General features: G+C 76.7%; 5 protein-coding genes. All 5 read left to right on the top strand.

The genetic code is table 11. The features are described 5' to 3' along the window. Positions 1 to 271 precede the first annotated feature (271 nt). The 5 genes from ACFVZH_RS12410 (at position 272) to ACFVZH_RS12390 (ending at position 13,047) form a co-directional block, all read left to right on the top strand. Positions 272 to 1,129 carry a DUF4132 domain-containing protein gene (locus tag ACFVZH_RS12410; RefSeq protein ID WP_384896022.1) on the top strand — a complete coding sequence of 286 codons (858 nt, stop codon included), beginning with the start codon at positions 272 to 274 and terminating at the stop codon, positions 1,127 to 1,129. Next, positions 1,126 to 6,036, top strand: coding sequence for a DNA-binding protein (locus ACFVZH_RS12405; RefSeq protein WP_384896020.1), 4,911 nt, complete (start codon positions 1,126 to 1,128; stop codon positions 6,034 to 6,036). The genes ACFVZH_RS12410 and ACFVZH_RS12405 overlap by 4 nt, the downstream gene beginning before the upstream one ends. Before the next feature lie 221 nt (positions 6,037 to 6,257). Further along, complete coding sequence (locus ACFVZH_RS12400; protein WP_384896018.1) at positions 6,258 to 7,412, top strand: AAA family ATPase; 1,155 nt, start codon at positions 6,258 to 6,260, stop codon at positions 7,410 to 7,412. Further along, positions 7,409 to 11,083, top strand: coding sequence for a DUF5682 family protein (locus ACFVZH_RS12395; protein ID WP_384896016.1), 3,675 nt, complete (start codon positions 7,409 to 7,411; stop codon positions 11,081 to 11,083). Before ACFVZH_RS12400 ends, ACFVZH_RS12395 begins: the two co-directional genes overlap by 4 nt. Continuing rightward, positions 11,080 to 13,047 (top strand): hypothetical protein, encoded by a 1,968-nt coding sequence (locus tag ACFVZH_RS12390; RefSeq protein WP_384896014.1) that lies wholly within the window; start codon positions 11,080 to 11,082, stop codon positions 13,045 to 13,047. The genes ACFVZH_RS12395 and ACFVZH_RS12390 overlap by 4 nt, the downstream gene beginning before the upstream one ends. The last annotated feature ends 128 nt before the right edge of the window (positions 13,048 to 13,175 follow it).

Raw genomic sequence — 13,175 nt, 5'->3', positions numbered from 1 at the left:
TCCGTCGCCCGCCCGGCCCTTCCGGCGAGGCGGCGTGACCCGCCGCCCGCCCTTTCCCTCGACGCGCGTGACCCTCCGTCCGCCCCCGCCCTGCCCTTCGTACATCCCCGCGCCATGCGTCGTCCGGCACCCCGCCTCCTCCGGCGGGCGTGCGCGGACCCGTTGTCAGTGGCTCTGTCTAGTGTTCCCCGCATACCGCAGCTCCGGGGGCTTCGACCCCGTGGTTCGAGCTGTGCGGATTTCCGACGGGACAGGCGGAGGGGCACGGCTGATGGCGTGGCTGACAGCGGGTGAGGGGTACGAGATCACCCTGGAGGACGGGCGTGTGGTGGCACGGCGCGCCGGGGGACGGCAGCTGAAGACGCTGCCGAAGGGACTGCGCGACGACCCGGAGGTCGACCGGCTGCGCCGGCTCGCCGAGTGGCTCGACCGGCACGTGGCCGCGTGCGTGGCCCAGGTGGACACCTGGATGGTGTCGTCGCTCCCGGTGCCCACCGGGCTGATCGCCCGCGTGTGGCCGGACGAGGCATGGCAGTCGGCCATGCGCGACATGGCCGTGGTGGGCGACGAACCGGACGAGGTCGGCTTCCTTCGGGACGTCACCGCGGACGGCGAGCTGAGGATCCTCGACCTCGACGGCGAGACCGTACGGCTCTCCCCTCGGACCGTCACCCTCCCGCACCCCGTACTCCTGCCCGACCTGGACGACGTACGGGACTTCGCGGCCGAACTCGGCATCACCCAGCGGGTGGAGCAGATCCACCGGGCCACCTGGGACGGGCCGGGCACCGGACACAAGGACACGGCGACGGAGGTGCGCCGGTACGCGGGAGGGAAGTTCGCCTCCCGCTTCGGCCTCGCCGCGCGGGCCACGGCGCTCGGCTACCGGGTGTCCGGCGGCTACGCCACCTGCAAGGTCCGCGACGGCGGCCGGGGCACGGAGGCTTCCGTGTGGATCGGCGAACCGTACTGGGACGGGGAGTCGGAGACCGGCGGCCTGACCTGGCACGACGAGGACGGCCGCGCGGTGCGGCTGCACGAGGTCGGACCGGTGGCCTGGTCCGAGGGGATGCGCATGGCCGCGGCGCTCTACGCCGGCCGCACGATCGAAGAGGGTGGGGACGCATGACCAGCACGACCGCTTCCGACAACGCGGAGCTGCTCAAGGCCGGAGCGGTGCTCCCGGCGGGCACCGAGGGCGCGGGCGCCTCCGCGGTCCCGATGACCGCGCGGACCTACCGCCACCCGGTGCTCGGGGACGACCGGGTCGTCGTCCGGCTGACCGCGGCCGAACTCGGCCCCGCCGAGGATCTCGCCGCGGGCTTCCTCGGACTCGAACCCCAGGGCGAACCGGCCCTGGTGGGCCTGGGCCGGCGCCGGGAGCTCGGCTTCCCCGAATGGGTCCTCGTGCACCACCCGGAGGACGGACACCACGCGCTGGCCGTCGTCCCCGAGCTGGACCGGCTCGCCCGGCAGGCGAAGACCAAGCCCAAGGCCGCCCTGGACGCCTGCCACGAACTGGCCGGGCGGCTCGCCTCGGCCGTCCCGCACTTCCTGCCCGTCTTCTATGAGCAGGCCGCACGGGTCTTCCTCGGCGTCGAGAACCCCACGTACGCCGGCCAGCTCTTCGGCCGGGCCCGTACCAGCGAGGCCCAGCACGGCCTCACCGTCGACGAGGACCGGCTCGACGCCGTCTTCCTGGAGTTCGCCCTGGCCGGCGCCCTGCCGGTGAAGGTCCTGGCCGGCTACGGCAAGGAACTCGCGGCCCGGCTCGCCCCCGGCGAGGCGTACGACCGCTTCCGGCGCCTGTGCGTGCGCCGGACCGCCGGCGGCCTCGCCCCGTCCGTGCAGGCGGCCGCCGAACTGCGGCGGCTGGCCCGCGCCGCCGGCCTGTCCGGCACCGAGGCGGAGCAGGAGTACCTCGGCGAACTGCTGCCGCTGCCGGCCACCCTGCGGGCGGCGACCGGTTGGTGGAAGGCACACCGCGCCGCCCTGGTCGCGCTGGCCCGCCGCGTCCCGGCCGTACGGGGCACGCTGCTGTCGATCACACCGCCCGGGGACGACGCCGAACTGAGCGTCCTGTGGCTGGACATCCTCGCGGAGTCCGGCGCGGACGCCGGACTGACCGGCGCGGTCGTTCCGCCGGCGGAGCGCTGCCCCGACGGCGTGGCGGCCTGGCTGGAACGCTTCCACACCGCCCGGCACCGCGGCTGGGGTCCCCGCCCGACGCCGCCCGCCCTCCTGGACCTGGTGAACCGGGCCGCGGAGCCGCTGCGCGCCGACCTGGCCGCCCGGCCCGACGGCGAGGGATCCCTCCGGATCGGCGTCGAGGACGCCGACCTCCTCGACCTGCTGCTCGCCCTGGACATCCCCGTCGCCGACCCTCCGCAGGACGCGCCGGGCCGGTACGGCCAGGCCCTCAACCTCACGGACTGGGCGCGCGGCGAACAGCCCCGGGACCTCGCCGCGCTCGCCGCCGACCCGCGCTTCCGCCCCGCCTTCCGGCGCGCCGCCGACGCCTACAACGGCGCGTCCTCGGGCGCCGACGTGATGCGCCGGCTGGCCGGCTCGGCCGGCGGCCGCCCGATGCTCGCCGAGTGGATGCGCGGCGTCGCCCGAGACTCGGTGGCCGCCGGACTGCCCGGACTGCCCCAGGCGCTCGCCCGCCTGACGTGGCTGCCCGCCGAGGCCCTCGCGCTCGCGCCGGAGGAGGTCGCGGCCGCGGCCGGGGCCGACCTCGGCGAGACCCTGGCGCGTACCCTCCGCGGCGGCCTGTGGGAGGAGCTGCGCTGGCCGGTGTGGGAGGAGACCCTCGCGGCACTCGCCCCGACGCGCGACAGCGTCGAGGGCCTCACCGTCGTCGAGGCGTGGCCCCACCTGATCGTGGCCAGCACCACCCAGGTCCGCGTCATCGACGCCCACACCACCCTGCTCACCCACGACCTGCGCGTCCCCGCCGGACACTCCTACCGGCACGGCTTCCACTACGTGGACGGCGCCCTGCTCGTCTTCTGGACCACCTACGGCCGCGGCGAGGCACAGGGCTACTGGCACACCGCCCCCGACAGGGTGTTCACCCTCGACAGCGGAGCCGACTACTGGTCCCTCCGCTCGGACAACCCCAGCCTGCCGCTGCCCGGCGGCGGCCGCACCACCGGCGGCGGAGTCCTCCACCACGGCGACACCACCCTGCCGCGCGAACGCCCGCTGCTGTCCGACGGCACCTCGTACTGGGTCTGGCAGACGGACGAACAGGACCGCGACAGCGGCTGGGCCGAGTACGACCCCACCGGCGGCGCCCACGGCCGGCGCTCCCAGCCCGGTTTCCTCGCCGACGCCCTCCGCGCCCACGGCACGGGGGCCGAACTGGCCGCGCGTTCCTCGTGGATCCGGCCCGCCCCCGCCGTCGACGGATCCGTCCTGGGAACCCCCGAGGACGGCCTGCTCGGCTGGCGCGTCGTCCGGCTCCCCGGCAACGGCTGGCACGCCGAGGACACCACCGGACGTGCCGTCACCCTGCCCGAGGGCTCCGCCATGCCCCTCGCGGCCGTGACGTTCCCCGGTGACGACCGGCCCAGGGCACTCACCCACGAGTGGCGGAAGCTGTCCCTGACCGACCCGGACGGCGTCGTCACGACGACCGCCGAAGCCGACCGGAGCGAGCTGTACGGCACCGCGAGCGCCACCCTGCCGCCGCTGTCCCACCTGTACGCCCTGCGCGCACGGGACGCCGAGGGCTCGGCCGCGCTGCGCGCCGCCGACGCCGCGTCGTCCGGCACCCTGCTGAAGGCGGCCGCCCTCGCGGAACGCGCGGCGGACCTCCCGGACATCGTGAGCACCGCCCTGCCCGCGATCACCGCACCCGAGCTGATCGCGGGCGTGGTGCGGGTCCTCCGCTTCGCCGTCCGGCAGCAGAAGTCCCTCGACTCCGTCGCCGCACGGCTCGACCCCTCGACCGAGCCCGAGAAGGTCCGGGTCCTGGGCCCCACCGACCGGCTGATCAGCATGGCCCTGAACGGGATCGCCGCCACGGGGTACCACCGGTCGGGAGTCGAAGCCGACGTGGCCCACCGCTTCCTGGACCTGCTGGCGGCCGCCCGCGCCGACACCACCGCCACCGTGAACCCGGGGCGCGTGCACTTCGACCTGCCCGCCCTGCCGTACACCACGCTGCCCTTCACCCCCCTCCTCGACGAGCCCGCCGCGATCGCCTACCGGGCCGTCGCACCCGGCAGCGGCGCCGAACACCGCACCGCGCTGCTCGGCATCCTGGCCCAGGTCGACGCCCTCGGGCTGGCCTCGACGGCGGGCTCGGCCGGCCACTGGCGCCGCGTCCTCGTCCACCTCGACACGCCCCACCTCCAGACCCCCGACGGCCTGCGGCACAGCTCCTCGCACCGCTGCGTCCTCCCGCTGGGCGGCGGAGCGGCGCTCGCGATCACCGAACACCACAACGACGTCGACGGCGGGCGGGAGTTCGGCGCGCTGTTCCACGACCCCACCGGCCGCTTCGACGTCCCCGGCCCCTACACCGCACGCGGCGACGCCCCGGTCGGCGACCGCACCCGCGCCACCGACTGGCTGACCGCCTTCCTGCGGGAGGCGACCGCCCGCACGGAGGTCCCCTTCCGTCCCGAGCACGCCGAGGAGTTCAGCCGGCTCACCGGCGCCTCCGCCGCGCTGGCCAGGCTCGTCCTCGCGGGCATCCCCGACGTGGACAGCTGGGAGAACAACTTCCTCCCGGCGGACCTCCGCAAGACCCTCGGCCTGAAGGTGGCCGAGGCCGCGCACGCCCGCGACGAACTGCGCGCCCTCCCCGTCGAGGTACGACGCGCCGTGGTCGCGGCCCTGCTGCCCCACGACCCGGCGCGGCTCTGGGACGAGGGACCCGACGTGGCGGCCGCGGCGCAGGTGTGGAACGCACGCGTCGGCCGCCGCACCCAGGTGCCCGACTGGCTGACCGCGGAGGCCGCGCGCGCCGCGCGGAGCGGCTGGCCCGTGCACCGCGCCCTCCCCGCGCTCCTCGACCCCACGTCCTCCCCGGAACTCGGCGTCGACGTCGCCTGGCACATCGAGCGCGACCGGCCCACGCCCGTCACCCCGGCCGAGGCGCCGTTCACCGACACCGTGCTCGCGGGCTCGATGAGCCTCACGGCCTGGCTCGCCCACCGGCTGCCCGCCGGCGACCCCCTGCGGGCGACGCTGCCCGCGGCGCTCACCGCCGTGCGACAGCGCCTGGCCGCACCCGAACTCCTGCTCCCCGCAGGCCACTTCACCAACATCGTCGAATTCCGCAAGGTGGCCGGCGCCCCGACCGAGAAGGCACCGGACCACGAACGGTACGGCGCGGTGCTGATGGCCACCCACGACGACCAGCCCCAGCCGGCCCTGCGGCCCGCCCTGCTCGACTCCACCGGCTCGGACCCGTACCTCGCCGCGCTCCGCGGACCCGACCAGCGGCCCACCGCCGTCGAGACGGCCCTCCGGCGCGCACACGACCCGGCGTTCGCCCGCCTCCTCGCCGACCCGGGCGCGCCGGCGGCCGGCGAGACCGACCAGGACGGCACCTGGTGGCCGCAGGACCCGTCCCGCTCGGTGCCGGCGCTCGTCGACGAGGTCTCCCGCGCCCACGGCCTGAGCGCCGACGCGGCCACCCTGTACCTCATGCTCCTCGCGCTACCCGACCCCACGGATCGCAACACCGCCCGCTGGACCGGCTGGAAGCCCGCCCGCCTCAAGGTCGCCCGCGCCGAACTCGCCACCGGCGACCTCGTCGTGTCGGCCGTCCGCGCCCGGGCCGGACGCTCCCTCTTCCTGCCCGGCGCCTGGGCCGAGCAGACCGCGCCCGTCCTGCCGGTCGAGCAGTGGAAGCTGCCGCTGTACGGTCCCGTGGCCGCCGACCGCCCGCTCCTCGGCGCCCTCGTGCCGACCGAACCCGCCGCCGAACTCTTCGCCCGGGCCTGGCAGCGCATCCTCGACGGCGACGTCCCCCGCTTCGAGGAGCTGAAGGTCAAGCGCACCAGACGGCGCCGGTAAGGGAAGGGCGGGGCAGTCCGCCGCCCGGTGCGGCGCTCCGGTTCGGGGCGCCGCACCGGGCCGGCCGTACCTGTGCCCGTACGCGGCGGTCCCCGTGGGCGTAGTGGCACCCGTACGCCGTCGCCGCCCCCGCACTTGGACCCGGACCCGTACACCGTCCCCGTAGTCGTCGTCGGTCTCCGTACCCGAAGTCGTAGTAGTCGTCCCTGGAGGAACCCCGTATGACCGTCATCGAACAGCCCGCCCCCGCCCGGCAGGCCCAGCCGGCCGAGGAGCGGTACGCCGCGGAACTCGCCTTCCTCGCCGCGCAGGATCCCGGCCCCCGTCCGCCCGGCTGGGCGTTGACGCCGCGTGCGGCCGTCACGTTCGTCTGCGGCAGCGACGGAGTGGAACTGGCACTGCCCGGACGGAAGGCGGGGCTGCCGTCGAAGCTGGCGATCGCGTCCAAGTTCGTCGGTGAACGCGCCCTGGTGGAACGGTGCGTGGTCACGCTGGCGGGGGAGCGCGGACTGCTCCTCACCGGTGAGCCCGGCACCGCCAAGTCGATGCTGTCGGAGCTGCTCGCGGCCGCCGTCAGCGGAACCAGCGCACTGACGGTGCAGGGCACGGCGGGCACCACCGAGGACGCGTTCCGCTACGGCTGGAACTACGCCCTGCTGCTGGCCCAGGGGCCCACCTCCCAGGCCCTGGTCGACTCGCCCGTACTCGCCGCGATGCGCACCGGGCGCGTGGTGCGCGTCGAGGAGATCACCCGCTGTCTGCCCGAGGTGCAGGACGCCCTGGTGTCCGTCCTGTCCGACCGGCGGATCACCGTGCCCGAGCTGACCGCCACCGAGGACGCCGTGGTCGCCGCCGCGCCCGGGTTCACGGTCATCGCCACCGCCAACCTGCGCGACCGGGGCGTCTCGGAGATGTCCGCCGCACTGAAGCGGCGGTTCAACTTCGAGACGGTCGACCCGATCGCGGACGCCGACGCCGAGGCCGTGCTGATCCGCCGTCAGGCCGTCGCGGCGGTCCGGCGGGCGGGCGCGGACTTCGGCGTCGACGACGCGGTCCTGGACGCCCTGGTCACCGTCTTCCGCGACCTGCGCTCCGGGCGTTCCACCGAGGGCTGGGACGTGGAACGGCCGGGCACGGTCATGTCCACCGCGGAGGCGGTGCAGGTGGCGGCGTCGCTGGGGGTCGCCGCCGCGTACCTGCCCGGCGGGGACGTGCTCGACCTGCTGCCCGGCCACCTCCTGGGCGTCGTCCGCAAGGACGACCCCGCCGACCACGCGCGGCTCCTCGGGTACTGGGACGGCCCCGTCCGCCGCCGGGCCGAGAACGGCTCCGCGATGTGGCGCCGCCTGTGGGACCTGCGCGGGAGCCTGCGGTGACGACCCTCGACCCACGGGCCGCCGTCGAAGCGCTCGCGGCCTCGCGCGCCCCGTACCTCCTGGGGGTACGCCACCACAGCCCGGCCCTCGCCGCGGTGGTGCCCGCGCTCCTCGACGACGCCCGGGCCGAGGTCGTCTGCGTGGAACTCCCTGCCGACTTCCAGCCCTGGCTCGAGCACCTGTCCCATCCCGAGACCGTCGCCCCGGTCGCGTTGGCCGGAACGGGCGACACCGGCCGCCTCTCGTTCTACCCCTTCGCCGACTTCTCCCCGGAGCTCGCCGCCCTGCGATGGGCCCGGGCCCACGGGGCGGAAGTGGTCTGCTGCGACCTTCCGCTGGCCGACCCCGGCTGGGCCCTGTCCGACACGGGCCCGTCCCTGCCCGACACAGAAGGGGACGAGGACGGAGGAACCGAGCGCCGCCACTCCTTCGCCGACGCGCTCGCCGCCTCCGCGACCGGCCGCGACGGCGACGACATGTGGGACCGCGCCGTGGAGGTACTGGCACCCGGCAGCTCCCCGGAGGCCGTACGCCGCGCCGCGCTGGGCGTGGGCTGGGCCCTGCGCGCCGACGCCACCGTGCCCGCCGCCGACCTCGCCCGCGAGGCGCGGATGCGGCAGGTGCTGGCCGGGGCCGCCGCCGGGGGACGCAGGGTCGCCGCCGTGATCGGCGCGTTTCACGCACCGGCCCTGCTCACCGATACGGATACGGGCACGAGCACGAGTACGGGAGCGGGTACGGGCACGGATGCGTCCTCGGGAGCGGCCACCGCCACGGGTCCGTCCACGGCCTCGGCGGTGACCTCCTTCGTGCCCTACTCCTTCGACCTGCTCGACTCGCGCTCCGGCTATCCCGCCGGAATCCGCGACCCGTTGTGGCAGCAGGCCGTACTGAAAGCGGCCGGTGATCCGGACCGGATCCGGGAGGCGGCCGCCGCGGCGGTGACCGGTCTGTGCCGGGAGATGCGCCGCGCGGGTCACACCGCGGGGACGGGGGAGGGCGCAGAGACGCTGCGGCTCGCATGCGACCTGGCCGCGTTGCGCGGACTGCCCGCGCCGGGGCGCGGCGAGGTGCTGGAGGCCGTGACCACCGTGCTCGGACAGGGCGAACCGCTGGGCCGGGGCAGGGCGCTGGCCCACGCGATGGAGGCCGTGTTCGTCGGCGCGGCACGCGGGCGGATCAGCCCGCACGCGCCCCGTTCCGGCCTGGGCCCGTCGGTCGAGGAGGAGCTCACGGCGCTGCGGCTCCCGCGGCCCGAACAGCCCGAGCCCCGCGAGGTGCGCCTCGATCCGCTCCGCTCGGCGCTGGACGGCCGCCGGGAGGTGCTGCTGCAACGCCTCCTGGTCGTCGGTGCGTCCTACGGCGAGCCCCTCGCCGTGGCGGCCACCGGCGACGGCACCGCGCTCGGCACCAAGTGGCGGCTGACGTGGACGCCGTCCGTGCCCGCGCGGCTCGACCTCGCCGGCGTCCGCGGGGTCACCGCGGAGCAGGCCGCCGCCGGGACGCTCGCCGACACCGCCCGCCGCGAGGCCGCCGAGGGCGGGCCCACGCCGGCCCAGATCCTGGCCGGGCTGACCGCCGCCGCCCGCTGCGACCTGCCCGACCTCGTCGACGCACGGCTGCGCGAGGCCGCCGCCGTCCTGCCCGCCACCGCCGACCTGCCCGAACTCCTCGCGGCGCTCGACCTCCTGGAGGGCATACGGCGCGGCCACTACCCCGGCACCACCCGGCGCGCCCGCGACCTGTCCGGCGCCCTCACCGGCGAACTGCTGGAAGCCGCCGTGCGCGCCCTCCCCGGTCTGGCCGGGAGCGACACCGCCACGGACGCGGCGGCGCTGGTCGCGCTCGCGGACCGGACCGCCGCCCGGCACCTGGGTCTCCGACTGGACCGCGCGCTCGCCGAACTCGCCTCCACGGCCTCGCCCTTGATGCAGGGCGCCGCCCTCGCCGTACGGGTGATGCTCGACCTCGACCCCGCCGCCGCGCTCGGTGAACGCGCGGCCGGCTGGATCGACGCGGCGACCGCCCCCGACACCCGACGGGCCCTCACGAAGCGCCTCGCGGGACTGCTCACCGCCGCCGGACCGCTGCTCCAGGCATCCCCGGACGCGCTCACCCCGCTCCTGGACCGCGTGGACGACCTGGGCGACCCCGAGTTCCTCGACCGACTCCCCGCCCTGAGGGGAGGCTTCGACGCGCTGGCCCCCGCCGCCCGCGACCGACTCCTCGCCACGGTCACCGAACGCCTCGGCGACCGGCTCGACCTCTCCCTCGACGCCCCGCCCGAACTCCTCGCCCTCTGGGCGGCCGCCGACGCCGCCGGACTGGCCGCGCTGAAGGCCCTGGCCCTGACCGGCCCGGACGCTTCGGACGCTTCGGACGCCTCGGATTCAGCGGACGCGTCGCGTCGTGTGCCGGACGGGGTGGTTCGCGCCACCGACGCGGCAGGCGCAGGCGCAGCCGGTCCGCAGGACGCGTCTCCCGCCGGTGCGGTGGACACGGCCCCGGGCACCTCGGCGGACACGACCCCCGCCGGTGCGCCGGACGGCCGGAGCCTCGGCACCGCCGACCGGTGGCGGCTCCTGCTCGGACGGCACCGGGACCGGCTGCCCGCCGACGCCCGCCGCTACGCCCGCGCCCTGGACGAGCTGTACGGCAGCGGGCGCGGCGAGGGAGCGGACGACCCGGACGGCGGATCCGGCCAGGGCGGGGGACAGGACCCGTCGTTCCCCACCGCACGGGAGTGGTCGGACGAGCTGGAGGCCCTCTTCGGGGCCGACGTGCGGGAGGAGGTGCTCGCCGAGGCGGCCGACGCGGGGCGCTCCGACGTGCTCACGCAGCTGGACCCGGCTGCCGTACGACCGTCGGTGGAGCTGCTGCGGTCGGTCCTGTCGCTGGCCGGCGGCATGCCCGAGGCCCGGCTCGCACGGCTTCGGCCACTGGTGAAACGGCTCGTCGACGAGCTCGCCCGGGAGCTGGCGACGCGGCTGCGGCCGGCGCTCTCCGGCCTCTCCACACCACGTCCCACCCGCCGCCCCGGCGGCCGTCTGGACCTCGCCCGCACCCTGCGCGCCAACCTCGCCCACGCCCGGCGGACGGACGACGGCCGTGTCGTGGTCGTCCCGGAGCGGCCGGTGTTCAGCACCCGGGCGAGCAAGGAGGCGGACTGGCGGCTGATCCTCGTCGTCGACGTCTCCGGCTCGATGGAGGCGTCGGTGATCTGGTCGGCGCTGACCGCAGCCGTGCTCGGTGGGGTGCCGACCCTGTCCACGCACTTCCTGGCCTTCTCCACACAGGTGGTGGACCTCACCGACCGGGTCGAGGACCCCCTCTCCCTGCTCCTGGAGGTCCGGGTCGGCGGCGGCACCCACATCGCGGCGGCGCTCGCCCACGCCCGGTCCCTGATCACCGTGCCGAGCCGCACCCTCGTCGTCGTGGTCAGCGACTTCGAGGAGGGCGCACCGCTCGCCGGACTCCTCGGGGAGGTGCGGGCACTGGCCTCCTCCGGCGCGCACCTGCTCGGCTGCGCCGCTCTCGACGACTCCGGGGCACCGCGCTACTCCGTGCCCGTCGCCCGCCGACTCGTCGCCGCCGGCATGCCGGTGGCCGCCCTCAGCCCCCTCGCCCTCGCCCGCTGGGTCGGCGACCGCCTCCGTGGAGAAGCCCGTTGAACCCCGACGACCTGCCACCCGTCGCCCCCGACGTCCTCGCCGAGGCCGTGGAGCAGCTCAGCGCCCGGCTGCGCAAGAAGCTCGACGCCGCGACCGCGACATGCGCCGAACACGCCGTCCCGGCCGCCGACGGCTCCGTCACCGTGCGCTTCGGCGAGGACGCCGTCGTCACCCTGCACCCCGGCCCGCCGGGCGTCCTCACCCGTGCCGAACAGGTCGTCTGCACCTGCCTGCTGGCCCCGCGCTGTCTGCACCGCGCGGCCGTACTGTGCGCGGCACCGATCGCGGACGGGGAGCCGCTCGCCCCCTCGGAGGCGGCGGGCGGCGCCGGGCCCGAGGACGACGGAGCCGGACCCGCTCAGGGCGCTGCCCTGGGGGTCGGCACCGGTCCCATGACGACCGGCACCGGCGCGACGGCCACCGGGGGCGATGCCACGGCTGCCGCTGCCGCATCTGCCACCGGCGGCTCCACGCCCGCTCCCGCCGCCGCTCCCGATGCCGCAGTGCCCGCCGCCACCGTGCCCCCGCACCCCGCCCCGGCCGGGCTCACCGCCGCACAGGTCAGGGCGGCGGGCGCGCTGTGGGAAGCCGGTGCCGAGGCGTTGGCCGCAGGGGTCACGGCCGGTGGGGCGGTGGTTCAGGCGGAGTTGCTGCGAGCGGCGCACACCGTACGGCTGGCCGGGCTGCCGCGCGCGGAGGCCGCCGCGCTGCGTGTGGTGCGGGGGCTGCGTGCCGCCCGGCAGCGCGGCCAGGGGCAGCGGCTCGGGGACCTGGCGGACGCCTTTCGGGAGCTGCTGGCCGGGGCGGCCGTACTCGCCTCCGGGGCGCCGGGCGCCGGGGAGGCGGGGACCGCGCGCCGGGCCTACGAACAGGGCGGCAGCCTGCGGGTGTTCGGCCTCTGCAGGGAGCCCGTGCTGTCCGCCACCGGATACGGCGGGGTGGCCACGCATCTGGTGGGGCAGGACGGTTCCTCTTACTCGGTGTCCGACGTACGTCCCGGCGGTCTGGCGCGTGCCAGGGGAGCGGGTACGGCGTCCGTGGCGCTGGGCGGGGCGGTCCTCGACCATGCCGGGCTGGCGCGCGGGGGTCTCCGGATCGTCGGCGCGACCGTCTCGGCGGACGGGCGGCTCGGTGCGGGCCGGGGCGTCAGCGCGACCCCGCTGCGCGGGGTCGACTGGGCGGACGAGCCGGCGGCGGCGCTGTTCGCGCGACCGGTCCGCGAGGCGATGGCCGCCGCGCTCGACGGTCTGGCGCAGGAGCGGGGCGGGGCCGAAGCGGGGCTGTTGGGCTGCGACGTGGAGGTGGTCGGCGCGGCGGGGGAGTACCTCGTGGCGCGCGTCACCGGGGACGGGCCCGTGCTGAGGCTGCGTCCGGCCCACCCCCACCCGGAGCTGCCGCACGCGGCCAATCTGCGCCGGATCGCCCAGTACCCGGGACTCCTGCTGCGGGTCCTGGGCCGCCCCGACCCGGACCGGGCCGCCACCCTGCGGCCGCTGGCCGTCGGGGCCGTGCCGGGCGCGTCGTACACGCTGAGGCTGCCGGACGAGTGGCTGGGCCGGGCCGACCTGGGCTACGACCGCCTCCAGGGCAGCCATTTCCCGCGCGAGGCGCCGGAATCCGCACCGCGCGGACCGGTGACGGCGGGCCCGGACCCCCTGGCGGACGCGCCGCTGTGGCGGGTGCGCCGACTGCTGGAGACCGGCGTCGCGGGCGGCCGCCGCGCCGTGGCCGAGGCCGGCCGTGGAGCGGACGCCGCCGCACTCCTCGCGCCGCTGCACCGGGCGGGGCTCGGCGGTGCCGCCCGCCTCGCCGCCGCCCTGGCGGCCGAGGCCGACCGCCGCCCCCGCGACGCCTTCGGACGCCTCACCGACGCCTCGTCCGACGCCTACGCCCGCGCGTGGCTCGCTTCGGCGGTCCACCTGGCCGCCGCCGAACGCTCCCTGGTGGTGGCGTCCTGGTCCTGACCCGCGGGAACGGACGGGGGCCTCACGCCGTCCGCCTCCGTCCGTACCCGGGTCGTGCCTGCTCGCCCCGGTGTGTGCCCGCCGCTGCCCCTCTCCGACCGTGCCGTGACCGGGGCGGGCACGGCGGC

Source organism: Streptomyces sp. NPDC059534, assembly GCF_042743475.1.
GTDB lineage: Bacteria > Actinomycetota > Actinomycetes > Streptomycetales > Streptomycetaceae > Streptomyces.
The sequence above is the reverse complement of the archived record's forward strand: the minus strand, read 5'-3'. Positions and strand labels throughout refer to the sequence as shown.